18 protein-coding genes are annotated in these 24753 nt (G+C 69.8%); 16 read left to right on the top strand and 2 right to left on the bottom strand.

The window, feature by feature from the left end:
* Nucleotides 1–9: 9 nt before the first annotated feature.
* Nucleotides 10–330 (bottom strand): hypothetical protein, encoded by a 321-nt coding sequence (locus ABZ877_RS05365; protein ID WP_361064638.1) that lies wholly within the window; start codon nt 328–330, stop codon nt 10–12.
* A gap of 876 nt (nt 331–1206) precedes the next feature.
* Between ABZ877_RS05365 and ABZ877_RS05360 the strand changes: the two genes are divergently transcribed.
* From ABZ877_RS05360 to ABZ877_RS05305, 12 genes are all read left to right on the top strand, one after another.
* A complete protein-coding gene (locus ABZ877_RS05360; protein ID WP_361064635.1) occupies nt 1207–3261 on the top strand; it encodes an ABC transporter family substrate-binding protein in 2055 nt (684 codons plus the stop codon).
* Nucleotides 3262–3543: 282 nt separating this feature from the next.
* Nucleotides 3544–5451: a translational GTPase TypA gene (gene typA, locus ABZ877_RS05355; protein ID WP_361064632.1), complete on the top strand. Its 1908-nt coding sequence runs from the start codon at nt 3544–3546 to the stop codon at nt 5449–5451.
* Between the two features lie 784 nt (nt 5452–6235).
* Nucleotides 6236–7267 carry an ABC transporter permease gene (locus ABZ877_RS05350; RefSeq protein WP_361064629.1) on the top strand — a complete coding sequence of 344 codons (1032 nt, stop codon included), beginning with the start codon at nt 6236–6238 and terminating at the stop codon, nt 7265–7267.
* A 107-nt stretch (nt 7268–7374) separates the two neighbouring features.
* Nucleotides 7375–9171 carry an ABC transporter substrate-binding protein gene (locus ABZ877_RS05345; RefSeq protein ID WP_361064626.1) on the top strand — a complete coding sequence of 599 codons (1797 nt, stop codon included), beginning with the start codon at nt 7375–7377 and terminating at the stop codon, nt 9169–9171.
* A 111-nt stretch (nt 9172–9282) separates the two neighbouring features.
* Nucleotides 9283–10260, top strand: a complete 978-nt coding sequence (locus tag ABZ877_RS05340) for an ABC transporter permease (protein WP_361064623.1) — start codon at nt 9283–9285, stop codon at nt 10258–10260.
* 10 nt (nt 10261–10270) lie between these two features.
* Nucleotides 10271–11332: an ABC transporter ATP-binding protein gene (locus tag ABZ877_RS05335; RefSeq protein WP_361064620.1), complete on the top strand. Its 1062-nt coding sequence runs from the start codon at nt 10271–10273 to the stop codon at nt 11330–11332.
* A gap of 27 nt (nt 11333–11359) precedes the next feature.
* Nucleotides 11360–12478 (top strand): dipeptide ABC transporter ATP-binding protein, encoded by a 1119-nt coding sequence (locus ABZ877_RS05330; RefSeq protein ID WP_361064617.1) that lies wholly within the window; start codon nt 11360–11362, stop codon nt 12476–12478.
* A gap of 161 nt (nt 12479–12639) precedes the next feature.
* Nucleotides 12640–14277: an ABC transporter substrate-binding protein gene (locus ABZ877_RS05325; RefSeq protein WP_361064614.1), complete on the top strand. Its 1638-nt coding sequence runs from the start codon at nt 12640–12642 to the stop codon at nt 14275–14277.
* Between the two features lie 31 nt (nt 14278–14308).
* Nucleotides 14309–15232 carry an ABC transporter permease gene (locus ABZ877_RS05320; protein WP_361064611.1) on the top strand — a complete coding sequence of 308 codons (924 nt, stop codon included), beginning with the start codon at nt 14309–14311 and terminating at the stop codon, nt 15230–15232.
* A gap of 88 nt (nt 15233–15320) precedes the next feature.
* Complete coding sequence (locus ABZ877_RS05315; protein WP_361064789.1) at nt 15321–16247, top strand: ABC transporter permease; 927 nt, start codon at nt 15321–15323, stop codon at nt 16245–16247.
* Between the two features lie 5 nt (nt 16248–16252).
* Nucleotides 16253–17236 carry an ABC transporter ATP-binding protein gene (locus tag ABZ877_RS05310; protein WP_361064608.1) on the top strand — a complete coding sequence of 328 codons (984 nt, stop codon included), beginning with the start codon at nt 16253–16255 and terminating at the stop codon, nt 17234–17236.
* A gap of 61 nt (nt 17237–17297) precedes the next feature.
* Nucleotides 17298–18383 carry a dipeptide ABC transporter ATP-binding protein gene (locus ABZ877_RS05305; protein ID WP_361064786.1) on the top strand — a complete coding sequence of 362 codons (1086 nt, stop codon included), beginning with the start codon at nt 17298–17300 and terminating at the stop codon, nt 18381–18383.
* A gap of 3 nt (nt 18384–18386) precedes the next feature.
* Here ABZ877_RS05305 and ABZ877_RS05300 read toward each other — a convergent pair whose 3' ends face one another.
* The gene (locus ABZ877_RS05300) at nt 18387–20549 is read right to left on the bottom strand and encodes an alpha/beta fold hydrolase (RefSeq protein WP_361064605.1); all 2163 of its coding nucleotides are present in this window, start codon (nt 20547–20549) and stop codon (nt 18387–18389) included.
* Between the two features lie 179 nt (nt 20550–20728).
* Here ABZ877_RS05300 and ABZ877_RS05295 point away from each other — a divergent pair, with 179 nt between their 5' ends.
* From ABZ877_RS05295 to ABZ877_RS05280, 4 genes are all read left to right on the top strand, one after another.
* Nucleotides 20729–20923, top strand: coding sequence for a hypothetical protein (locus ABZ877_RS05295; RefSeq protein WP_361064602.1), 195 nt, complete (start codon nt 20729–20731; stop codon nt 20921–20923).
* A 31-nt stretch (nt 20924–20954) separates the two neighbouring features.
* Nucleotides 20955–21881: an N-acetyl-1-D-myo-inositol-2-amino-2-deoxy-alpha-D-glucopyranoside deacetylase gene (gene mshB, locus ABZ877_RS05290; protein ID WP_361064599.1), complete on the top strand. Its 927-nt coding sequence runs from the start codon at nt 20955–20957 to the stop codon at nt 21879–21881.
* Nucleotides 21882–21958: 77 nt separating this feature from the next.
* The gene (locus ABZ877_RS05285) at nt 21959–22333 is read left to right on the top strand and encodes a DUF6113 family protein (protein ID WP_361064783.1); all 375 of its coding nucleotides are present in this window, start codon (nt 21959–21961) and stop codon (nt 22331–22333) included.
* Between the two features lie 143 nt (nt 22334–22476).
* Nucleotides 22477–24615 (top strand): hypothetical protein, encoded by a 2139-nt coding sequence (locus ABZ877_RS05280; protein WP_361064596.1) that lies wholly within the window; start codon nt 22477–22479, stop codon nt 24613–24615.
* Nucleotides 24616–24753: the final 138 nt, after the last annotated feature.

Here is a 24753-nt window from a genome sequence, read left to right as displayed (position 1 = left end):
GGCGGTCCGTCAGGGGGCGTGCCGGTGGTGGGCGCCGAGACCCTCGTCGTCCGAGTCCGTCCACAGGGACGTGTCGTACGGGGTGTCGGGGATCGGCACGAGGCCCTGCCGGGGGAGCGGGGGCTGCTGCTCCGGGGGCGCCGCTTGGGCCGCTGACGCTGCCGCCGTCGCCGATGCGCGGAGCAGGGCCACGCTCTCGCGCAGGTGGTCGGTGTCGGCGCGGACCCGGCGCAGGTCCGGGCCGGCCAGCCCGGACTGCAGCCGGTTCACGGCGCGGGCCAGCTCGTCCACGCAGCGCTGAATGGCCGTCAACTCTTGTTCCAGGGACATGACTTGCCTCGCTTCCGCTGGTGCGGCGGAGATGCTCATGCGCCTGCGAGTGTGGCGCGTCACACATCCGTTTGTGAAGGCCGCGGTTCGTATTGACGGGGTCACGCGCGGGGGCGCGCGCCCCCACGGGGGTTTGTTCTCCGGGCGGGGGTGCGCTGCGGCTGGCTGCGGCGGGGGGTTCGCGGGTGCGCGCCGGGGGCCCATTTGCTGGCGGCTGTGGGTGCTTCGTGGCTCCGCGTGACCGTGGTGGGGGGTGTGCTTTCGCGGGCGGCTGCGGGTGCGTCGTGGCTGGTCGCGCAGTTCCCCGCGCCCCTAAGAGGCCCGCGGCTCCGCCGCGCCTCTCTCCCTCGCCTTCCCTACCTCCCTCGCCTTCCCTACCTCCCTCGGCCTCTCCGGCCTCCCTCGGCCTCTCCGGCCTCTCCGGCCGCTCCGGCCTCCCCTACCTCCCTCGGCCTGCCCCTACCTCCCTCGGCCTGCCTCGGCCTCCCCGGCCTGCCTCGGCCTCCCCGGCCTGCCTCGGCCTCCCCGGCCTGCCTCGGCCTCCCCGGCCTCCTGGCTCCCCCGGCCTCCTGGCCTCCCGGCCTCCTGCGGCCCCCGGCCTCCCTCCGCGCCCTGGAATGGCGCACGTAGTGCGTATTTCAGGGGCGCGGGGAACTGCGCGACCAGCCACGACGCACCCGCGGCCGCCCGTCCCGCAGGGGCCGGATCCCCCGGTAGGCCCCCGGGGTTGGGCCGCACGGGTGAGGTTCGGTGGGGGCGGGCGCCGTGTCGCCGGGCGGGTGCCGCTGGATCCACTTCAGTGGGCCGATAGATGTGATCAGCGACATATACCGCCGAACGAGACAGAACCGGCCCGCACCGGAGGTACCCGTCGAGATGCATGACAACAAGAGGCGCCCACGCGCAACCGCGTTCCTCGTGTGCGGCGCCCTCGCCGTGACCACTCTCGCGGGGTGCGGCTCCGACGACCACCCGTGGACCCCGACCGCGGGCCCGGACATCGCCCCGGCCGCCCGGGACCGGGTGAAGGACGGCGGCAGCGTGCGCTGGGCGATCGACGCCATGCCGCGGACCCTGAACTCCTTCCAGGCGGACGCCGACGCGGTCACCAGCCGTGTCACCGGCGCCGTCCTGCCGTCGATGTTCCGCCTCGACGCACAGGGCAGGCCGCGCCGCGACGCCGACTACCTGGAGAAGGCGGAGGTCGTCGAGACGGAGCCGAAGCAGGTCGTCCTGTACAAGCTGAACCAGGAGGCCGTCTGGTCCACGGGCCGCGAGATCGGCGCCCCCGACTTCGCCGCCCAGTGGCGCGCCCTGTCCGGGAAGGACAGCGCGTACTGGACCGCGCACAACGCCGGGTACGACCGCATCGAGAAGATCGAGCGCGGCGCGAATGACCTGGAGGTCCGGGTGACGTTCGCCAAGCCGTACGCGGACTGGCGCGCCCTGTTCTCGCCGCTGTACCCCAAGGACGTCATGGGCACCCCGGACGCCTTCAACGAGGGCGCGCGCCGCAAGCTGAGGGTGACGGCGGGCCCGTTCGCCGTCGACTCGGTGAACCGGGCCGCGAAGAAGGTCACCCTCGACCGCAATCCGCGCTGGTGGGGCGAGCGCCCCAAGCTGGACAAGCTCGTGCTCACGGCGGTCCCGCGCGCGAAGCGGGCGGCGGCTCTCGCCGCGGGCAGGCTGGACCTGGCGGACGTGGACGCGGGCGGCGCCGAACGCATCGCCCACGCCGCCCGCGACCACGGCTCCGCGGGCCCGCTCAGCCATGGCCCCGGCTCCTCCCTGACCCCCGCCGAGGCGCTGCGCTCCTGGGCGATCGCGCACGGCGACGACGAGGAGGCGGCCTACGACGAGATGGCCGCCCGCGCGAAGACCCGTAAGGCGGTGAGGAAGTACGCGCGGGAGCAGAAGCGCCTGCACGCGTTCAAGGTGCGCAAGTCCTTCGCCCCCGCCTACACGCAGCTCGCCCTGAACGGCGCGCAGGGCCCGCTCGCCGACGAGCGCGTGCGCCGCGCCGTGGCCCGCGCCCTCGACCGCGACCAGCTCGCCGCGGTGGCCCTGCGCCCGCTCGGCCTGCCGGTCTCCACGGTCGACAACCACCTCGCCCTGGCCGGGCAGGCCGCGTACACCGACAACAGCAGCGCGCTCGGCGACCAGGACATGGCGGAGGCGCAGGCCCTGCTCGCCGAGGCGGGCTGGGTGCCGGGCGGGCCGGTGAAGGAGAAGAAGGAGCGGCCGAGGACGGCGGGCGGCGAGGGCGACACCTCGGACTCGAAGCGGGCCGAGGGCGCCGAGCACGGGCGGGAAGGCCACGCCGTCTCCGGCGCCTACGCCCCGAGGGGCACGGCCGCGCCCGCCGGTGCTGCCGCCGCCGGTGCGCTCGCCAAGGACGGCAAGCCGCTGACCTTGCGTTTTGTGCTTCCCTCCGGCGCCGGTTCGGAGCAGTTGCGCGCGGTCGCGGACCGGATCACGCAGATGCTGGGCAGGATCGGTGTCCGTACGGATGTGATGAAGGTCGACGACGAGAGCTACTTCAAGGACCACATCGCGTCCGGCGAGTACGACCTGGCGCTGTACTCGTGGCCCGCCTCCGCCTATCCGGCCACCGATGCCCGCCCGATCTACGCCAAGCCGATCCCGGCCGCCGACGGCTCGCTCACCGTCGAGCAGAACTACACGCGGGTCGGCACCGACCACATCGACCAGCTCTTCGACCAGGCCATCGGGGAACTCGACGCGGACGAGGAGAACGCCCTGGTCAAGAAGGCCGACGCGCGAATCTGGGCCGCCGCGGGGTCGATCCCCCTCTATCAGCGGCCGCAGTTGGTCGCCGCCCGCGCGGACCTCGCCAACGCGGGCGCCTTCGGCTTCCAGACCCCGCACTACGAGGACATCGGCTATCTCGGGAAGGGCGCCCGGGGCTAGGCGTACGGCCGGGCACAAAAGAATCTCAACCTCAGATCGAGCTCAACTCCCTTGCCCGCGGGACGACCCGGCGGGCAAGGTTCGTTGTACCCATTGACCTGCAGTTTTCCCCGAGCGGTCCGCCGCTCGCCGTGCTCTCCTGCCCTCCCCACCCGGGCCGGAAGCGCCCCCACTCGTCAAGCCACGTACCATGGGGTGAGGCCGTGGCGTGTCCAGCCCGGCAGGGCGCGCGTATCACTGATGTACGCGCAGCCGTCACCTATTCCGGGAGTACGCCGCAATATGGCCACGCGCCACGACATCCGAAACGTCGCTATCGTCGCCCACGTCGACCACGGCAAGACGACCATCGTCGACGCCATGCTCAAGCAGGCGGGCTCGTTCGCCGCGCACGCCGCCGAGTCCCTCGACGATCGCATGATGGACTCGAATGACCTGGAGCGTGAGAAGGGCATCACGATCCTCGCCAAGAACACGGCGGTGAAGTATCACCCCAAGGACGGCGGCGAGGTCATCACGATCAACATCATCGACACCCCCGGCCACGCCGACTTCGGTGGCGAGGTCGAGCGCGGTCTGTCGATGGTCGACGCGGTCGTCCTGCTCGTCGACGCCTCCGAGGGCCCGCTCCCGCAGACCCGCTTCGTGCTGCGCAAGGCGCTCCAGCAGCGGCTCCCCGTGATCCTGTGCATCAACAAGACGGACCGCCCCGACTCGCGCATCGACGAGGTCGTCAACGAGACGTACGACCTCTTCCTCGACCTGGACGCCGACGAGGACCAGATCGAGTTCCCGATCGTCTACGCGTGCGGCCGTGACGGCGTCGCGTCGCTGACCAAGCCGGAGGACGGCACGGTCCCGGCGGACTCCACCAACCTGGAGCCGTTCTTCTCCACGATCCTGGAGCACGTCCCGGCCCCGACGTACGACGAGTCGGCCCCGCTCCAGGCGCACGTCACCAACCTGGACGCCGACAACTTCCTCGGCCGCATCGCCCTGCTCCGCGTCGAGCAGGGCGAGCTGCGCAAGGGCCAGACGGTCGCGTGGATCAAGCGCGACGGCTCGATCCAGAACGTGCGCATCACCGAGCTGATGATGACCGAGGCGCTCACCCGCAAGCCGGCCGAGATGGCGGGCCCGGGCGACATCTGCGCCGTGGCCGGCATCCCCGACATCATGATCGGTGAGACGCTCGCCGACCCGGAGAACCCGGTCGCGCTGCCGCTGATCACGGTCGACCAGCCGGCGATCTCCATGACCATCGGCACCAACACCTCGCCGCTCGTCGGCCGTGGTGGCACCGGCAAGGGCGCGGCGGCCAAGTCGGCCGTCAAGGACCGCAAGGTCACCGCCCGCCAGGTCAAGGACCGCCTGGACCGCGAGCTGATCGGTAACGTCAGCCTCCGTGTCCTGGACACCGAGCGTCCCGACGCCTGGGAGGTGCAGGGCCGTGGTGAGCTGGCGCTCGCCATCCTGGTCGAGCAGATGCGCCGCGAGGGCTACGAGCTGACCGTCGGCAAGCCGCAGGTCGTCACCAAGGAGATCGACGGCAAGGTCCACGAGCCCGTCGAGCGCCTCACGGTCGACGTGCCCGAGGAGCACATGGGCGCCGTCACGCAGCTCATGGGCGTCCGCAAGGGCCGTATGGACAACATGTCGAACCACGGCTCCGGCTGGGTCCGCATGGAGTTCGTGGTGCCCTCGCGCGGCCTCATCGGCTTCCGTACGGAGTTCCTGACGAGCACCCGCGGCACCGGCATCGCCCACTCGATCCACGAGGGCCACGAGCCCTGGTTCGGCACGCTGACGACCCGCAACAACGGTTCGCTGGTCGCGGACCGCGCGGGCGCCGTCACGGGCTTCGCGATGACCAACCTCCAGGAGCGCGGCGTCCTCTTCGTCGAGCCCGGCACCGAGGTGTACGAGGGCATGATCGTCGGCGAGAACTCGCGCGCCGACGACATGGACGTCAACATCACCAAGGAGAAGAAGCTCACCAACATGCGCTCCTCCTCCGCCGACTCCTTCGAGGCGATCGTCCCGCCCCGCAAGCTGTCCCTGGAGCAGTCCCTGGAGTTCTGCCGCGACGACGAGTGCGTCGAGGTGACCCCGGAGGCCGTCCGCATCCGCAAGGTCGTCCTGGACCAGAAGGAGCGCGGCCGCTCCGCCTCGCGCGCCAAGCACGGCTGAGGCGCCCGCCCCTGAGCCCTCGGGCCCGGTACCCCCGCGAGGGGTGCCGGGCCCTTCGCGTTGGCGCTAATCTGCCCGTGTCTACGCGGATTGACAGCGCGAGGTCAGGTCTCGCCCAACAACGGGTCAAGAACCGCTCGGACGCAAGTGATTAAGTCCACCCGGGTGTCCGATATCCGGGCACCGATGGTCGATAGATATGTAACACGTCCGTTTCGTGGCCCTCTATCTCGGATCAGTTTGTCCGGATTTTGGGCAATGTACGCATCAGGTGTGATCGAACCGAGACCAAAAGGGTGTGGTCGAGGAAGGCCGCGTGGCTAATAGTTGACGGCGTAGAGCTCGGGTCAATGGGTCACGCGCTGTGGGGAGCGCCGACTCGCGAGCACACTGGGGCACTCAAACCTTCGCCGTCAGGGGTGTCGGCTGGGTTACTTGTGCCCCCACTTGTAGTGAACAAAGTGGACTCATGAGGAGGAACCCATGCGAGGTGCCACAAGCGCCATATGGGTCGCGTCGTCCCCGATGACAGGTGTTGGTCCCGCGGGCACGTCTCGCCCCGTCCCCGTGGTGGACGAGGTAACGATCCAGCGTCGCGAGCGCTCTTGACGACTCGGTCCTGACGGCAGGCCGAGGCCGGCCGCGGACCAGGGTTCCCCAAGGGGTGTGTCCACCCCAGTCGTTGTTCCCATCGCGCGCTTCGAATGACGTACGCCGTGCGACGGCCGTCGGATCACCGATTACCCGGCCGACGACCTCCAACACCTGTGAAATGGACGAATTCATGACGAGTCCAATCGAGATTGAGGGCGCCGAGACCTCTTCCGCCTTGGACAAAGAGAGCGCGCCGCAGGGTGACGCGAAGGAGCCCAAGAAGCTGGAGGGGCGCAGCCCCGGTCAGCTCATGTGGCGCCGCTTCAAGCGGGACAAGACGGGCATCGTGTCGGCCTGCATTGTCATCGTCTTCTTCCTGATAGCCGCGCTCGCGCCGGTCATCACGAAGCTGTACGGCAAGGACCCGTACACCTTCTACGGTCAGGACGACCCGACCCTCCTCAACGAGTTCAACCTGCCGGCCGGGCCCAACGGCGGCATGTCGCCCGAGCACTGGTTCGGCATCGACCCGAACTACGGGCGTGACGTCTTCGCGTACCTGCTGTACGGCATGCGTACGTCGCTGTTCACCGCCCTGCTCGCCACCATCGGCATGGTGCTCATCGGCATCGTGATCGGCCTGACCGCCGGGTACTTCGGCGGCAAGATCGACTACTGGCTCGGGCGCTTCACCGACTTCATGCTCGCGCTGCCCAGCCAGCTGTTCATGGTCGCGGTCATGCCCGTCGTCGTCACGGTGTTCGTCGCGCCGGACGAGGAGACGCCGACCTACGTCCGCTTCCTCGCCATCACCGGCGTGATGTGGCTGCTGACCTGGATGAGCCTGGCGCGTCTGATCCGCGCCGTCACCCTCTCCCTGCGCGAGCGGGAGTTCGTCGAGGCGGCGAAGGTCGCGGGCGCCTCGCCCTGGCGGATCATCCGCAAGGAGCTGCTGCCCAACCTGGTCACGCCGATCATCGTGCAGGGCACGTACCTGCTGCCCAGCACCATCCTCTCGGTCGCCTTCCTCTCCTTCGTCGGCGTGGGGTACCAAGACCCCACCCCCGACTGGGGATTGATGTTCGCCACGGCCGCGAACATCTACGAGCAGGACCCGACCTACATGTTCTTCCCGGGTGTCGCCATGGTCGTCTTCGTCGTGGCGTTCAACCTCCTGGGTGACTCGGTCCGGGACGCCTTCGATCCCAAGACCGGACGCTGAGCCAGCACCATCCAGGGGGAAGCTGCCACCCGGGCGCCGGACGACCAACCCGGATGCGCCAGGCAGCACCGCAGGATCACTACTCACAGGCAGGTGGACGCAACTCCATGAGCATCCTTCGATCGCGCACGGCGCAGGCAACGGTCGCCGCGGCGGCTGTCGGCGCCCTCGCGCTGACCGGCTGCAGCAGTGGCAGCAAGAGCAGCGACAAGCCCGTGGGCAAGTCCCAGAACGACGCGGCGGCCCAGGCCAAGCCGGTCGCGATGGGCACCGCCCAGGACTCCGTCGGCCCCGCCGAGCCCGTCCCGGGCGCCAAGAAGGGCGGCACGGTCCAGGTCTACCAGGAGAGCGACTTCTCGCACCTGGACCCGGGTCAGATCTACGTCTCCGACGCCGGTCTCCTCTCCAAGCTCCTCTACCGTGGCCTGACCACGTACACCGAGGACGAGAAGGGCAACCAGACGGTCGTCGGCGACCTCGCCACCGACCCGGGCAAGTCCTCGGACGGCGGCAAGACCTGGACCTTCACGCTGAAGGACGGCGTCAAGGACCAGAACGGCCACGTCATCACCTCGGCCGACATCCGCCACTCCATCGAGCGCATGTACGACCCGTTCATCACGGACGGCCCGACGTACATCCAGCAGTGGCTCTCCGGCGCGGGCACCAAGTACCGCGACGCCTACCAGGGTCCGTACAAGGGCAAGCACCTGCCCGACTCGGTCCTCGCGACGCCGGACGACAAGACCATCACGTTCCACTTCCTCGAGGCGCACACCGACGTGCCGCAGGCGCTCGCCATGGCCGCCTACTCCGTCGTGCCCGAGAAGACGGACACCAAGCAGAAGTACGACCAGAAGCCGGTCGCCACCGGCCCGTACAAGGTCGCCTCCTACAAGCCGGGCAAGTCCCTCAGCCTGGTGCGCAACACCGCCTGGGACGAGAAGACGGACCCGCTGCGCCACGCGTACGTGGACGGCTTCAACATCGAGTTCAACCACACCAAGGACGACCAGACCAAGACGATCCTGGCCGACCGCGGCGAGGCCAAGAACGCGATCATGTTCACCGGCCAGATCGACGCCACGCAGCTTCAGAAGATCACGCGCGACAAGGCCGTGATGAAGCGCACGATCCAGGGCTACGCCCCCTACGTGTGGCAGCTCAACTTCAACATGGACCGCGTCAAGGACAAGCGCATCCGTGACGCCATCGCCCTCGCGATGCCGGCCACCTCGGCCGCCCGCTCCGACGGTGGTGCCTACGGCGGCGACCCCGCCACCTCGCTGATGTCGCCCACCACCCCGGGCTACGACAAGACCTACGACCCGTTCAACCGGACCAAGAAGCCGAACGGTGACATCGAGGCGGCGAAGAAGCTGATCAAGGAGGCGGGCGCCGAGGGCAAGAAGCTCGTCTACGCGTACGCCAACACCCCGGTCCGCACCACGCAGGCCAACCTGATCATCAACCAGCTGGACAAGATCGGCCTCGACATCCAGAAGAAGGAAGTCGACAACGCCACGTGGTACGAGCAGATGGGCAAGGTCAAGAACGGCTTTGACCTCTACATGACCGGCTGGGGCCAGGACTGGGCCGACGGCAACACCGTCTTCCCGCCGTCCTTCGACGGTGCCCAGATCCAGGACGGCTCGTCGAACTACTCGCACACCAACGACAAGCACGTCAACGAGGAACTGGCCCGCATCCAGAAGATCGCGGACGCCGACCAGCGCGCCTCGGAGTACGCGAAGCTCTCGAAGTACATCTCCGAGAAGATCAACCCGGCTGCCCCGATCTACTACACCAAGGTGTTCCAGATCGCCGGCTCCAACGTCGGTGGCCTGCGGTACTCGACCGTGACCAGCTACACGGACCCGACCTCGGTCTACCTCAAGAAGTAAGCAGCACAAGGCAGTCACCGGGGGTGGAGGCGCGGCGGAGCCTTCACCCCCGGGCCGCCGGACCCCCCTCCTGGCCTCCCACCGCCGCCGTCCTGAGAGCAGCTTTTAGCGATGCTTCGATTTCTCATACGCCGGACGTTCGGCGCAGCACTCATCCTTCTGCTGATCAGCGCCTTCACGTTCTTCATGTACTTCGCCATCCCACAGGACCCGGCGACACTCGCGTGCGGCAAGAACTGCACCCCGGACGCGCTGGCGATCATCCACAAGAACCTGGGCCTGAACGACCCGGTGCCGGTGCAGTACTGGAACTACCTCTCCGGCATCTTCGCCGGACGTGACTTCGCGGTGGGACACTGCGACGCGCCGTGCTTCGGCGTCTCGTTCCGCAACAACCAGATGGTGTGGGACACCATGATGGACCGCCTCCCGCTGACGCTCTCGCTGACCTTCGGCGGACTCATCGTCTTCCTCTTCGTCGGCCTCGGCGCCGGCATGATGGCGGCCCGCTTCCGCGGCACCTGGCTGGACAAGACCTTCAGCGGCGGCTCGCTGGTGCTCAGCTCGTTCCAGATCTACTTCCTCGGCCCGATCGTGCTCGGCATCACCGTCTACAGCACCGGCTGGCTGGACAAGCCCAAGTACGTCCCCATCACGGAGGACCCGGGCGGCTGGTTCATGGGCCTGCTGATCCCGTGGCTCGTCATGGCGACGATCTTCACCGCCAACTACACGCGTATGTCCCGCTCCTCGATGATCGAGCAACTGCAGGAAGAACACGTGCGGGCGGCCAAGGCCAAGGGCATGAGCAGCCGGTACGTCTTCTTCCGGTACGCCTGGCGCGGATCGATCATCCCGATCATCACTATCCTGGGCATGGACATCGGCGCCCTGCTCAGCGGTGGCATGGTCACGGAGCTCACCTTCGGCCTGGCCGGCTTCGGCCGCCTCGCCCGTGACTCGGTCGTGCTGAAGGACCTGCCGGTCCTCATGGGCGTCATGATCCTCAGTGCCGCCTTCATCATCATCTGCAATGTCGTCGTGGACGCCCTGTACGCCGTGATCGACCCGCGCGTGCGCCTGTCCTAGGAGAACCCCCGTGACCACACTCACCAAGACCGAGGACGCCCCGGCCCCGACCGGATCCGAGGCGTTCCTGTCGGTACGCGACCTGCGGGTGCAGTTCTCCACCGAGGACGGCGCCGTCAAGGCGGTGGACGGACTCTCCTTCGACCTCGAGCGCGGCAAGACGCTCGGCATCGTCGGTGAGTCGGGATCCGGCAAGTCGGTCACCAACCTGACCGTGCTCGGCCTGCACAACCCGATGACCACCACCATCGACGGCGAGATCCTCCTCGACGGCCAGGAACTGCTCACCGCCACCGAGCCCGAGCTGGAAAAGCTCCGCGGCAACAAGATGGCGATGATCTTCCAGGACTCGCTGACCGCCCTGTCGCCCTACTACACCGTGGGCCGGCAGATCGCGGAGCCGTACCGCAAGCACACCGGCGCCTCCAAGAAGGAGGCCAGGGACCGGGCCATCGAGATGCTCGGCAAGGTCGGCATCCCGCACCCCAAGCAGCGCGTCGACGACTACCCGCACCAGTTCTCCGGCGGTATGCGCCAGCGCGCCATGATCGCCATGTCGCTGGCCTGCAACCCCGAACTGCTCATCGCGGACGAGCCGACCACCGCGCTCGACGTGACCGTGCAGGCGCAGATCCTCGACCTGCTCAAGGACCTGCAGCAGGAGTTCGGCTCCGCGATCATCATGATCACGCACGACCTGGGCGTCGTCGCGAACATGGCCGACGACATCCTCGTGATGTACGCGGGCCGGGCCGTCGAGCGCGGCACCACCCGTGAGGTGCTCAAGACGCCCGAGCACCCCTACACCTGGGGCCTGCTGAGCTCGATGCCGCGGCTGACCTCCGACGTCGACGAGCCGCTGCTGCCGATCCCCGGCTCGCCGCCCTCGCTGCTCAACCCGCCCACGGGCTGCCCGTTCCACCCGCGCTGCGCCTTCACCGACAAGGTGTCCGGCAACCGCTGCTCGGGCGAGCGACCGCTGCTCCCGGCCGGACGGGGCGCCGCCTGCCACCTGACGGCGGAGCAGAAGCAGCAGGTGTTCATCGAGACGATTCAGCCCCGGCTGGGCTGAGCAGAGACCGGCGACTGGGGCAGAACCATGAGCGACAACAACAACAGCACCACGGCGGTCGCCGAAGCGATCCCCGGGCAGCGCGACGGTGACACCGCCCCGCTGCTGAAGGTCGAGGGCCTGCAGAAGCACTTCCCGATCAAGGGCGGCTTCCCGATCCGGCGCACCGTCGGCGCGGTCAAGGCCGTCGACGGCGTCGACTTCGAGGTCTTCCCGGGCGAGAGCCTCGGCCTCGTCGGCGAGTCCGGCTGCGGCAAGTCGACGACCGGCCGGCTCCTGACCCGTCTGTACGAGCCCACCGCGGGCACCATCACGTACAACGGCCAGGACATCAGCCACGCCAACCGCAAGCAGCTCGCGCCCATCAGGTCCGAGATCCAGATGATCTTCCAGGACCCGTACGCGTCGCTGAACCCGCGCCAGACCGTCGGCACGATCATCTCCGGCCCGATGGAGATCAACGGGATCAACCCGCCCGGCGGCCGCGAGAAGCGCGTCCGGGAGCTCCTGGAGATCGTCGGTCTCAACCCGGAGCACTACAACCGCTTCCCGCACGAGTTCTCCGGCGGTCAGCGCCAGCGCATCGGTGTCGCCCGCGCGGTGGCCCTGGAGCCGAAGCTCATCATCGCCGACGAGCCCGTCTCCGCGCTCGACGTCTCCATCCAGGCGCAGGTCGTCAACCTGCTGCAGAAGGTGCAGCGCGAGATGGGCATCGCGTTCGTCTTCATCGCGCACGACCTCGCGATCGTGCGGCACTTCTCGCAGCGCGTCGCCGTCATGTACCTCGGCAAGATCGTCGAGATCGCCGACCGGGACTCGCTGTACAACCGGCCCCGGCACCCGTACACGCACGCGCTCATGTCGGCCGTGCCCGACGCGGACATCGACGCCGAGAAGAAGGAGCGCATCCGCCTCGAGGGCGACGTGCCCTCGCCGATCGCGCCGCCGTCCGGCTGCCGGTTCCGTACGCGGTGCTGGAAGGCGCAGGACAAGTGCGCCACGGAGGAGCCGCCGCTCGTCCAGATCGCCGGCAGCAAGCCCGGCCACCTGACGGCCTGCCACTTCCCCGAGGAGCCGACCATCGAGGCGCGGGCGGAGGACATCGTCCTCGACCCGGCGCTGGCGGCGCTGGAAAAGGACAACTGACCCCGTCGGTTCAGCGGAATCGAGGCCCGGCCCGGTGGAAACACCGGGCCGGGCTTTTTGTGTGCCCCCCATCCGTAAGGCCGCCCAAAACATGCGGTATGTGCAAGTGACGTCGATATTTAGGCGTACGTGACTTGTGACCGGTATGAGGGAGGCACTCCATGCGAGGAGCCACGCACGCCAAGTGGGCGGCAGGCGCGGTGGTCGTAGCGCTGGCGGCGACGGCCTGTGGTGGGGGCGGCGACAGCGGTGGCGGCGGTGGCGGTGACGGCTCCGGGGTCGTCCGGTCCTCGTGGGGCGATCCGCAGAACCCGCTGGAGCCCGCCAACACCAACGAGGTGCAGGGCGGCAAGGTCCTCGACATGATCTTCCGGGGGCTCAAGCGGTACGACCCGAAGACCGGTGCCGCGAAGGACATGCTCGCGGAGAAGATCGAGACCGACGACCAGACCAACTTCAAGATCACGGTCAAGGACGGCTGGACGTTCTCCAACGGCGAGAAGGTCACCGCCAAGTCCTTCGTCGACGCCTGGAACTACGGGGCGAGCCTCAAGAACAACCAGAAGAACGCGTACTTCTTCGGGCAGATCGAGGGGTACGACAAGGTCCACCCCGACTCGGGCAAGCAGAGCGCCGACACCCTCTCCGGGCTCAAGGTCACCGGCGACCGCACGTTCACGGTCAAGCTCACCCAGAAGTTCTCGACCTGGCCCGACACCCTCGGCTACGCCGCCTTCGCCCCGCTGCCGAAGATGTTCTTCGACGATCACGACTCGTACGTCAGCAAGCCCGTCGGGAACGGGCCCTACACCGTGCAGTCGTACCAGAAGGGGTCCCAGATGTCCCTTCGCAAGTGGGACAAGTACCCCGGTGACGACAAGGCGCAGAACGGCGGCGTCGACCTGAAGGTCTACACCGACAACAACACCGCCTACACGGACCTGACGGCCGGCAACCTCGACCTCGTCGACGACGTGCCCGCCTCCCAGCTCAGCAACGCCGACAGCGATCTGAACGGGCGGTACATCAACACCCCGGCCGGCATCATCCAGACGCTCGCCTTCCCGTTCTACGACTCCGCGTGGAACAAGGCGGACAGCGACAAGGTCCGCAAGGGCCTGTCCATGGCGATCAACCGCAAGCAGATCACCGAGTCCATCTTCCAGAAGACCCGTACCCCTGCCACCGACTGGACCTCGCCGGTGCTCGGCAAGGACGGCGGGTACAAGGACGGGCTCTGCGGCGAGTACTGCGAGTACAAGCCCGACGAGGCGAAGAAGCTGGTCAAGGAGGGCGGCGGGATCCCGGGCGGCCAGGTGAGGATCGGCTACAACGCCGACACCGGCAGCCACAAGGAGTGGGTCGACGCGGTCTGCAACTCCATCAACAACGCCCTCGGCAACGACAAGGCGTGCGTCGGCAGCCCCACCGGCACCTTCGCCGACTTCCGCAACAAGATCACCGACAAGAAGATGACGGGCCCCTTCCGCGCCGGCTGGCAGATGGACTACCCGCTCATCCAGAACTTCCTCCAGCCGCTGTACTACACCAACGCCTCCTCCAACGACGGCCACTGGTCGAACAAGAAGTTCGACTCCCTCGTCGACAAGGCGAACGGCGAGTCCGACCAGGCGCAGGCGGTCAAGGTGTTCCAGCAGGCCCAGGAGGTCGTACGGGACAACATGGCGGCCATTCCGCTCTGGTACCAGAACGGCAGCGCGGGCTACTCCGACAAGGTCTCCAACGTCGCGCTGAACCCGTTCAGCGTCCCCGTCTACAACGAGATCAAGGTCAACTGACCCACACCGGACGCCAGGGACGGAGCCCTCGATGGGACGGTATGTGATCCGGCGGCTGCTCCAGATGATCCCGGTCTTCATCGGGGCGACGCTGCTGATCTTCCTCATGGTCAACGTGATGGGCGACCCCATCGCGGGGCTCTGCGGCGACAAGGCCTGCGACCCCGCGACCAAGGCCCAGCTCTCCAAGGAGTTCGGCCTCGACAAGCCGGTGTGGCAGCAATACCTGACCTACATGGGGAACGTCTTCACCGGCGACTTCGGTACGGCGTTCAACGGCCAGAAGGTCACCGAGCTGATGTCGACGGCGTTCCCCGTCACCATCCGGCTGACGATCGTGGCGATCCTCTTCGAGATCGTCGTCGGCATCACCCTCGGCGTCCTGACCGGTCTGCGGCGCGGGCGTCCCGTCGACACCACCGTGCTGCTGCTGACCCTCGTCGTCATCTCCGTGCCGACGTTCGTCACCGGTCTGCTGCTCCAACTCCTGCTCGGCGTCAAGTGGGGATGGATCAATCCCGCCGTCTCCACCGACGCCCCGTTCGGCGAACTCATCGTGCCGGGGCTCGTGCTCGCCTCCGTCTCCCTGGCCTACGTCACCCGGCTCACGCGGACGTCCATCGCCGAGAACAAGCGCGCCGACTACGTCCGCACCGCCATCGCCAAGGGGCTGCCCCGGCGCCGCGTCATCACCCGGCACCTGCTGCGCAACTCGCTCATCCCCGTCGTCACCTTCATCGGCGCCGACGTCGGCGCGCTGATGGGCGGCGCCATCGTCACCGAGCGCATCTTCAACATCCACGGCGTCGGCTTCCAGCTCTACCAGGGCATCCTGCGCCAGAACACCCAGACCGTGGTCGGCTTCGTGACCATCCTCGTCCTTGTCTTCCTCGCGGTGAACCTGATCGTCGACCTCCTGTACGCCGTACTCGACCCGAGGATCCGCTATGCCTGAACCGCACGCGCCAGAGCCCCCCTCCGGACGGCCCGGAGCGACCGGCGGCGGACGCGCGCCCGAGGACGGCGCCATCGCCGCGACCGGCATGGGCGGCGCCATGGACCTCGCCACCAGCGAGGGCGCGCTGATCGAGGGCCCGGCCCTCGGACCCGGCGACCCCGCGGGCAAGCCCCGCAGCCTGTGGTCCGACGCCTGGCGGGACCTGCGGCGCAACCCCGTCTTCATCATCTCGGCGCTCGTCATCCTGTTCCTGGTCGTCATCGCGATCTGGCCGCAGCTCATCGCCTCCGGCAACCCGCTCTCCTGCGACCTGGCCAAGCGCCAGCAGGGCTCCCAGCCGGGGCACCCCTTCGGCTTCGACGGCCAGGGCTGCGACGTCTACACCCGCACCGTGCACGGCGCCCGCAACTCCATCACCGTCGGCGTCTGCGCCACGGTCGGTGTCGCCCTGCTCGGCTCGGTCCTCGGCGGGCTCGCCGGGTTCTTCGGCGGGGCCTGGGACGCGGTCCTCTCCCGCATCACCGACATCTTCTTCGCGATCCCCGTCGTCCTCGGCGGCCTGGTCCTGCTCTCGGTCGTCACCAGCAACACCGTCTGGCCCGTCATCGGCTTCATGGTGCTGCTCGGCTGGCCGCAGATCTCCCGTATCGCGCGCGGCTCGGTCATCACCGCCAAGCAGAACGACTACGTGCAGGCGGCCCGCGCGCTCGGCGCCTCCAACTCACGGATGCTGCTCCGCCACATCGCGCCGAACGCCGTCGCGCCCGTCATCGTCGTCGCGACCATCGCCCTCGGTACGTACATCGCCCTGGAGGCGACCCTCTCGTACCTCGGTGTCGGGTTGAAGCCACCGGCCGTGAGCTGGGGCATCGACATCTCGGCGGCCTCCGGGTACATCCGCAACGCCCCGCACATGCTGCTCTGGCCCGCCGGCGCGCTCGCGATCACGGTCCTCGCGTTCATCATGCTCGGCGACGCGGTGCGCGACGCCCTCGACCCGAAGCTGAGGTAGCGCCCATGCCGTTGCTCGAAGTACGCGACCTGCACGTCGAGTTCCGCACGCGGGACGGCGTGGCCCACGCGGTGAACGGCGTCAACTACACCGTCGACGCCGGTGAGACCCTCGCCGTGCTCGGCGAGTCCGGGTCCGGCAAGTCCGTCACCGCCCAGGCGATCATGGGCATCCTCGACGTGCCGCCCGGGCGGATCACCGGCGGCGAGGTCCTCTTCAAGGGCCGCGACCTGCTGAAGCTCAAGGAGGATGAGCGCAGGAAGGTCCGGGGCGCCGAGATGGCGATGATCTTCCAGGACGCGCTCAGCTCCCTCAACCCGGTGCTCTCCGTCGGCGACCAGATCGGCGAGCTGTTCTCCGTCCACCGGGGCATGTCCAGGAAGGACGCCAAGGCCAGGGCCGTCGAGCTGATGGACCGGGTACGCATCCCGGCGGCGAAGGAGCGGGTCGGGCAGTACCCGCACCAGTTCTCGGGCGGCATGCGCCAGCGCATCATGATCGCGATGGCGCTCGCCCTCGAACCCGACCTGATCATCGCCGACGAGCCCACCACCGCCCTCGACGTGACCGTGCAGGCCCAGGTCATGGACCTGCTCGCCGAGTTGCAGCGCGAGCTCAACATGGGGCTCATCCTCATCACCCACGACCTCGGTGTCGTCGCCGACGTCGCCGACAAGATCGCCGTGATGTACGCGGGCCGCATCGTCGAGCACGCCCCCGTCCACGAGATCTACAAGGCGCCCGCGCACCCGTACACCAAGGGGCTCCTCGAATCGATCCCGCGCCTGGACCAGAAGGGCCAGGAGCTCTTCGCCATCAAGGGCCTGCCGCCGAACCTCGTGCACATCCCGCCGGGCTGCGCCTTCCACCCGCGCTGCCCGATGGTCCAGGACGTGTGCCGCACCGACGTCCCGCCGCTCTACCGCGTCTCCGAGAACCGTCGCAGCGCCTGCCACTTCTGGAAGGAGACGATCGATGCGTCACGCTGAGGGCGGCTCGCACGTCAGCAAGGGTGATCTCCGGCGCGAGGGCCAGCTGGCCGAACACCTGATGCACAAGGCGCGGGCCGAGTCGGAGTACGCGGCGCACGGCTCCTCGTCGGGGCGCGAACCCATCCTGGAGGTGCGCGGCCTCACCAAGCACTACCCGCTCACCCGGGGCATCCTCTTCAAGAAGCAGGTCGGCGCCGTCAAGGCGGTCGACGGCGTCGACTTCGACCTCGGCCAGGGCGAGACCCTCGGCATCGTCGGCGAGTCCGGCTGCGGCAAGTCCACCGTCGCCAAGATGCTGGTCAACCTGGAACAGCCCACCGCGGGCGTCATCAAGTACAAGGGCGAGGACATCACCCGCCTCTCGGGCCGCGCCCTGAAGGCGGTGCGCCGCAACATCCAGATGGTGTTCCAGGACCCGTACACGTCCCTGAACCCCCGTATGACGGTCGGCGACATCATCGGGGAGCCGTACGAGATCCACCCCGAGGTCGCGCCGAAGGGCGACCGCAGAAAGCGGGTGCGGGAACTGCTCGACGTGGTCGGACTCAACCCCGAGTACATCAACCGCTACCCGCACCAGTTCTCCGGCGGCCAGCGCCAGCGCATCGGCATCGCGCGCGGCCTGGCCCTGCGCCCCGAGATCATCGTCGCCGACGAGCCGGTCTCCGCGCTCGACGTGTCGGTGCAGGCCCAGGTCATCAACCTCCTGGACCGGCTCCAGAACGAGTTCGACCTCTCCTACGTCTTCATCGCCCACGACCTCTCGATCGTGCGCCACATCTCCGACCGGGTCGGCGTGATGTACCTCGGCCGCATCGTGGAGATCGGCTCCGACGCGGAGATCTACGACCATCCGACGCACCCCTACACGCAGGCGCTCCTGTCCGCGGTGCCGGTCCCGGACCCGGAGGCGCGCGAGCACCGCGAACGCATCATCCTCACCGGCGACGTGCCCTCGCCCGCCAACCCGCCCTCGGGCTGCCGGTTCCGCACCCGCTGCTGGAAGGCGCAGCAGCGGTGCGCGGACGAGGTGCCGCTGCTCGCGGTCCCGGCCGCCTTCCGGCTCGGCGACCAGGGCCCGGCGCAGCACCCCTCGGCGTGCCACTTCGCGGAGGAGAAGCAGGTCGTGCCCCCGGAGCAGTAGGAGCTACCGCAGCCCGAGGGACCGCTTCAGGAAGTCGACCTGGAGCAGCAGCAGGTTCTCCGCGACCTGCTCCTGCGGCGTCATGTGCGTCACGCCCGACAGCGGCAGCACCTCGTGCGGCCGCCCGTCCGCGAGCAGGGCCGAGCTGAGCCGCAGGGCGTGCGCCACCACCACGTTGTCGTCGGCGAGCCCGTGCACGATGAGCAGCGGCCGGTGTTGTGGCGCGGCGCCCGACAGCCCGTCGTCGGTGACGAGCGAGTTCGTCGCGTACGTGTCGGGCGATGCGGCCGGGTCGCCCAGGTACCGCTCCGTGTAGTGCGTGTCGTACAGCCGCCAGTCGGTGACCGGCGCGCCCGCGACGCCCGCGTGGAAGACGTCGGGCCGCCGCAGTACGGCGAGCGCGGAGAGGTAGCCGCCGTAGCTCCAGCCGCGCATGGCGACCTTCGACAGGTCGAGCGGGAACCGCTCCGCCAGCGCGTGCAGAGCGGTGACCTGGTCGTCCAGGGTCAGGGTGAAGTCGCCGCGGATGGACTTCTCCCGGCCCGGCGAGGTGCCGGGCGTGCCGCGCCCGTCCGCGACGATCACCGCGAAGCCCTGGTCCGCGAACCACTGAGACGTCAGGTACGGGTTGTGCGCCGCGTGGACGCGCTGCCCGTGCGGGCCGCCGTACGGGTCCATGAGCACCGGGAGCGGCCCGTCCCCCTCCGCGTACGAGGACGGGAGCAGGACGGCGCAGGGGATGCCCTCAGCCTCCGTCAGCGTCACGCGCGGCGAGAGCAGCGGCCGTTCCGCGTGCGAGGCGATGTCGGCGACGTGCTTGCCGTCGCGCTCCACGCGCACGCGCGCGCCCGGGGCGTCCAGGGCCGACGAGACGAACACGGTGACACCGCCCGAGCGGACCGCCGTGTGCACACCGGGCCCCTCGGAGACGCGCTGCACGCCCAGCTCGTTGACCCGGTAGACGTGCACCTCACCGGTCTCGGGGGCTTCGGCGCGGGCGCCCGCGGAGGCCGAGACGAGCACGTCACCGTCGCCGACGTCGAGCACGGCCCGCACATGCAACTGCCCGCCCGTCAGCAGCCGTTCCCCGACCGCGAGGACCCGCGCCCCGCCCTCGTCAGCGATCCGCACGAGCTGCCCGCTCGGCGACCAGCACGGCACGCCCGGGAACAGTTCGAGCCACTGCGCGTCCTCGTCGGCGTGCACCATCCGCGTCGAACCGTCCTCCAGGTTCACCGCCAGGTACAACGCGCTCCGCTGGTCGCGCGCCTGTACGAGGATCAGCGGGGCGCCGTCCGCCGACCAGTGCACGCGGGCCAGGTACGGGTAGGCCGACCGGTTCCAGTTGATCTCCGTACGGGAGCCGTCGAGGCCGTACGCGAACAGGCGCACCTCGGCGTTGGGCGTGCCCGCCGCCGGATAGGCGGTGCGCTGCGGCTCGCGGTCCGGGTGCGCGGGGTCGGCGATCCACCAGCGCCGCACGTCCGCGTCGTCGGCGCGGGCCACCAGCAGCCGGTCGGACTCCGGCGACCACCAGAAGCCGCGGTGCCGGCCCATCTCCTCGGCCGCGATGAACTCCGCCAGCCCGTACGTCACCGTCTCCGACTCGGGGGTCGCGAGCGCCCGGTCGTCGTCGCCCTCCGCGCCCACGACCCGGAGCGCGCCCCGGACCACGTACGCGACGTGCCGCCCGTCGGGGGAGGGGCGCGGGTCCAACACGGGGCCGGGAACGCGCAGTTCACGGGTGGTGCCGGCCCGCAGCTCGGCCGCGAAGAGACGGCCCGACAGGGCGAACGCGGCCAACTCGGCGGCGGCGTCCGTCGCATAGCCCACGATGCCCGCGCCGCCCTCCCGGCTGCGCTCGCGCCGCGCCCGCTCCTCGGCCGACAGCCGCTCCGCGGAACCGCCGAGGAGGGTCACCGGATCGGCCGCGACCCGCTCCCGGCCGCTCGGCACGTCCAGGACCCACAGGGCGTTCGCCCGGTTCTCGCCCCCGGACGACCGCAGGAACACGACCCGCTCCCCGTCCGGCGCCACCGTGAAGGCACGGGGCGCGCCCGAGGTGAAGCGCTGCGTCCGCGCGTGCTGACGAGGAAAGGAGTACGTCCCGCTCCCACTGCCCTGCGGCGTGTCGGGCCCGCTGCCCGTGGCGTTCTCGGTGGTCATTCCCGAAGCCTAGGACGTAAGCAGGGGCGACGCGCCCCCCACGCGCTCCCGCCCGCCCCCGGTGCTCCCTCGCGGTGACTCATGCGCGACAGCGGATAGTTATGATCAGTAGCGCTGTGTGGGCATCCCGGAAGGGGGACGTCCGTCAGTGACCGGATCACTTTGGAGGAGGGACCGCTGTGGCACTCTCGATCTCGGCCGTGGTGCTGTTCGCGATCATCGTCTTCATCCTGATCAAGAAGTCAGGGCTGAAGGCCGGGCACGCCGTGGTCTGCGTGCTGCTCGGCTTCTATCTGGCGAGCTCCTCCATCGCCCCCACGATCAAGGAACTGACGACGAACGTGGCGGGGATGATCGGCGGCATCAAGTTCTGATCCGGGGGGTGCGGCGTTCTAGGCTGGGCGCATGACGGAACTGCCCGGTCGGCGTCTGCTCCTCGTGCACGCGCACCCCGACGACGAGTCGATCAACAACGGCGCCACGATGGCCAGGTACGCCGCCGACGGCGCCCACGTCACCCTCGTGACCTGCACCCTCGGCGAGGAGGGCGAGGTCATCCCGGACGAACTGGCACATCTCGCCCCGGACCGTGAGAACCGCCTCGGCCCCCACCGCATCGGCGAACTCGCCGCCGCCATGAAGGAGCTGGGCGTCACCGACCACCGCTTCCTCGGCGGGCCCGGCCGCTACCACGACTCCGGGATGATGGGCGTCGAACAGAACGAGCGCCCCGGCGCCTTCTGGTCCGCCGGCCTCGACGAGGCGGCGGCCCACCTCGTCGCCGTCGTCCGCGAGATCCGCCCGCAGGTCCTGATCACGTACGACCCGGACGGCGGCTACGGCCACCCCGACCACATCCAGGCGCACCGCGTCGCCATGCGCGCCGCCGACCTCGCCGCGGAGCCGGACTTCCGCCGCGACCTCGGGAACCCGCACACCATCTCCAAGATCTACTGGAACCGGGTGCCCCGCACGGTCGCCGAGGAACGGTTCCGCGCGCTCGCCCAGGCCCTTGACCGCACCCCCTTCACCGTCACCGCCGCCGTCTCCGACGTCCCCGGTGTCGTGGACGACGCACGGGTCACCGCCGAGATCGACGGCGGCCCGTACGCGGACCGCAAGGCCGCCGCGATGGCCGCGCACGCGACCCAGGTCACCGTCGCGGACCCGGTCGGCGACCTCCGCGCCTTCGTCCTGTCCAACGGCCTCGCCCAGCCGCTGTTCGTCACGGAGTACTACGAGTTGGTGCGCGGCGAGGCCGGATCGGCGTACGAGAAGGACCTGTTCGAGGGCATCGACGGCACTGAGAGCATCGAAGGAGCGGGCGCGTGACGAGCGGCGGCAAGAACAACGGTACGAACGGGGCACGGGCCGGGAGTTCGGCGGCCCCGGTCGACCTCCCCTTCAGCATGTCGGTCACCCCGGGCCGGGCCGCCGTCCTGGTCGTCCTCTTCGTGCTCGGCGCCCTCGTCGGCACCGCGGGCGCGCTGCTCCAAGGGGGCTGGTTCCCGGCCGGGTTGCTGCTCGCGCTGCTCGGCGCGGCCGGACTCTTCCACGGCGGGACACGGCTCACCGGCGGAAGGTCCGGCGCCCTCGCCCCCGCCGCGGGCTGGGTCCTCGCGGTCATCCTGCTCACCGCGAGCCGCCCCGAGGGCGACTTCCTCTTCGGCGCGGGAATCGGCTCCTACCTCTTCCTCCTCGGAGGGATGGCCGTCGCTGTGATGTGCGCCACGCTGGGACTTCCCCGGCAACCGGCCGCCTCCGCCGCCCGACTTGGGAAGTGACGTACCACTTCGGCCCGTGCCCGGTGCACCTTTCACCGTCCGTCACTCCGTGCCGTCCGGCCGCGGCCAGTATGGTGGTGCGCGCCGCCGAGCAGCCCGCGTGAGGTCGAGACGGGCGGCGGAGCCAACCGGGAGAACCTGCTTTGAGTCGTGAAACTGACAGTTCGTCCTCCGGGCCCCAGGGGCGCGGCGCTGCCGCGTACCCGTCGGGGACGCCTCCGTACGGCACGTCCGCGCAGGGCGCGGCGTCCGGCGACGCCGACCCGCTGGGCCAGGGCCCCGCGGGTGACCAGGGCACCCCGGACAGCCCCAAGACGGAGACCACGCTGACGACGCGGATCCGGATCAACATCCCCGGCTCGCGTCCCATCCCGCCGGTCGTGATGCGTACGCCGATGAGCGACGTCGACGCCGGGCCGCAGGACGGCGCGGAGGCGCGGGGCGCGGAGCCCGAGTCCGGCGCGGGCCACCCGTCCGCGCTCACGGGGTACACGGACGGCGCGGCCGACGGCGGCGGGGCCGCCGCAGGTGACGCGCCCGAGCCGAAGGCTCCCCGCGAGGAGAAGACCAGCGACTGGTTCGCACCCCGCAAGAGCCCCACGGCACGCGGCACGGGCGGGGCGCCCTCCGGCACGTCCGGTCCCTCCGGCACGTCGGGCGGCTTCGACGCGAACGGCGCGGAGCCCGGCCCGGGGGAGAGGGGAGACCTGCCGTACTTCTCCGGTGGCCCGGACAACCCCGGTGCGCCGGGCGCGAACGGCGGCCCCGGCCCGGCGGACGACCTCGGCTTCCCGGGCGGCCCCGGCACCTCCGGTGGCCGCGACGCCTTCGCGGGCCCCGGCAGCGCGGGTGCCTCCGGTGGGCCCGGTGCCTCCGGTGTTACTGACGGCCTCCGTGCCGGTGCCGGGCGCGGTACGTCCGGCGTCCCCGGCATGTCCAGCGGCCTCGACGCCTTCGGTGATCCCGGCAACGGACGCGCGCCGGGCGGTGCCCGTGGCGCGTCCGAGGGGCGGCGGGGCGGTGCCCCGCGCAAGGGGCCCGTCGGGCCGACCGCCGGGCCCGCCACCGGGGACGGGCCGATAATGCCGACGCCCGCGCCGAACCCGCAGGTCCGCCCGGACACGCCGCGCCTGAGCGACGACACCGCGATCCTCACCCCGCAGAAGCCCGCGCCCGAGCCGCCGTCCAGCGGCCATGTCTCCGGCGACACGCTCACCAGCGGGATGCCGGTCGTCCCGGCGGCCGACGGTGACCGGGGCCCCGGTCGGCCCTCGCCGCACACCCCGCCGAAGCTCCCGGACCCGGTGCCGAGCACCCCGGCCCCGGCGAAAAAGAAGAAGGGCCGCAACAAGCTGGTCCTGCTCGGCGCGGCCGTCATCGGCGTGGCCGGGGTCGCGTACGGCGCGGGCCTGCTGATGAACCACTCCGACGTGCCCAAGGGCACCACCGTCCTCGGCGTCGACATCGGCGGCGGCACCCGCGACCAGGCCGCGGCCAAGCTCGACGACTCCCTCGGCAAGCGCACGACGCAGCCGCTGAAGCTCCAGGTCGACGGCAAGACCGTCGAGCTGAAGCCGGACCAGGCGGGGCTGTCCCTGGACAGCGCGGCGACGGTGTCGGCCGCCGCGGGCAGCGACTACAACCCGGTCTCCGTGATCGGTTCGCTCTTCGGTCAGCAGCGCGTCGTCGAGCCGGTGATGCCGGTCGACGAGGAGAAGCTGCACGCGGCGCTGGAGCAGGCGGCGGGCGGGGCCACGGGCTCCGGTGACGGCACGATCAAGTTCGTACCGGGCAAGGCCGTGGCCGTGTACGGCAAGGCGGGCAAGGGCATCGACGTGGCCAAGTCGACCAGCGCCGTCGAGCAGGCGTACCAGCGCCAGGTCGAGACGGGCGCGTCCACGCCGGTCCGGGTCGCCACGACGACCCGGCAGCCGACGGTCTCGAACGCCGAGGTCGACCGGAAGATGAAGCAGTTCGCCGAGCCCGCGATGTCCGGCCTGGTCACGATCAAGGCGGGCGCCGCGTCGATCCCGTTCGGCCCGGACAAGTCGCTGCCGAAGATCCTCGGCATGAAGGCGGTGAACGGCAAGCTGGTGGAGACGTACGACCTGGAGGCGCTCAAGAGCCTCTACGGCAACATCTTCGACGGCGTCCTGATCACGCGCGGCAACGGCAAGAAGACCCCGGTCCAGCCGACGGACGTGGCCGCCGCCATGGGCAAGGCCCTCCTGGGCAAGACCCCGGCGGAGCGCACGGCAACCATCGAGACGAACCCGAGCTAGCACGCGACAGCAAGCCCCGCATGCCACCATGCGGGGCTTGCTGCAGCCCCGCCAGGGGCGCGGGGAACTGCGCGCTCAGCCACGTACAACAGGCACCTGAAGGGCGGTCCGCAACCCGGCAGACGCTCAGACGCGCGG

Origin of the sequence: Streptomyces sp. NPDC046939 (genome assembly GCF_040644575.1) — a bacterium.
Classification (GTDB): Bacteria; Actinomycetota; Actinomycetes; order Streptomycetales; family Streptomycetaceae; genus Streptomyces.
This window is presented reverse-complemented; position numbering and strand designations above follow the sequence as displayed.

Excerpts from the sequence above, each read along its gene's own strand:
- ABZ877_RS05305 (WP_361064786.1), top strand. The coding sequence starts at position 17,298 with ATGCACAAGGCGCGGGCCGAGTCGGAGTACGCGGCGCACGGCTCCTCG.
- ABZ877_RS05320 (WP_361064611.1), top strand. The coding sequence starts at position 14,309 with ATGGGACGGTATGTGATCCGGCGGCTGCTCCAGATGATCCCGGTCTTC.
- ABZ877_RS05315 (WP_361064789.1), top strand. The coding sequence starts at position 15,321 with ATGGGCGGCGCCATGGACCTCGCCACCAGCGAGGGCGCGCTGATCGAG.
- ABZ877_RS05330 (WP_361064617.1), top strand. The coding sequence starts at position 11,360 with ATGAGCGACAACAACAACAGCACCACGGCGGTCGCCGAAGCGATCCCC.
- ABZ877_RS05325 (WP_361064614.1), top strand. The coding sequence starts at position 12,640 with ATGCGAGGAGCCACGCACGCCAAGTGGGCGGCAGGCGCGGTGGTCGTA.
- ABZ877_RS05350 (WP_361064629.1), top strand. The coding sequence starts at position 6,236 with ATGACGAGTCCAATCGAGATTGAGGGCGCCGAGACCTCTTCCGCCTTG.
- ABZ877_RS05285 (WP_361064783.1), top strand. The coding sequence starts at position 21,959 with ATGTCGGTCACCCCGGGCCGGGCCGCCGTCCTGGTCGTCCTCTTCGTG.
- ABZ877_RS05340 (WP_361064623.1), top strand. The coding sequence starts at position 9,283 with ATGCTTCGATTTCTCATACGCCGGACGTTCGGCGCAGCACTCATCCTT.
- ABZ877_RS05300 (WP_361064605.1), bottom strand. The coding sequence starts at position 20,549 with ATGACCACCGAGAACGCCACGGGCAGCGGGCCCGACACGCCGCAGGGC.
- ABZ877_RS05345 (WP_361064626.1), top strand. The coding sequence starts at position 7,375 with ATGAGCATCCTTCGATCGCGCACGGCGCAGGCAACGGTCGCCGCGGCG.
- mshB (WP_361064599.1), top strand. The coding sequence starts at position 20,955 with ATGACGGAACTGCCCGGTCGGCGTCTGCTCCTCGTGCACGCGCACCCC.
- ABZ877_RS05360 (WP_361064635.1), top strand. The coding sequence starts at position 1,207 with ATGCATGACAACAAGAGGCGCCCACGCGCAACCGCGTTCCTCGTGTGC.
- ABZ877_RS05310 (WP_361064608.1), top strand. The coding sequence starts at position 16,253 with ATGCCGTTGCTCGAAGTACGCGACCTGCACGTCGAGTTCCGCACGCGG.
- typA (WP_361064632.1), top strand. The coding sequence starts at position 3,544 with ATGGCCACGCGCCACGACATCCGAAACGTCGCTATCGTCGCCCACGTC.
- ABZ877_RS05365 (WP_361064638.1), bottom strand. The coding sequence starts at position 330 with ATGTCCCTGGAACAAGAGTTGACGGCCATTCAGCGCTGCGTGGACGAG.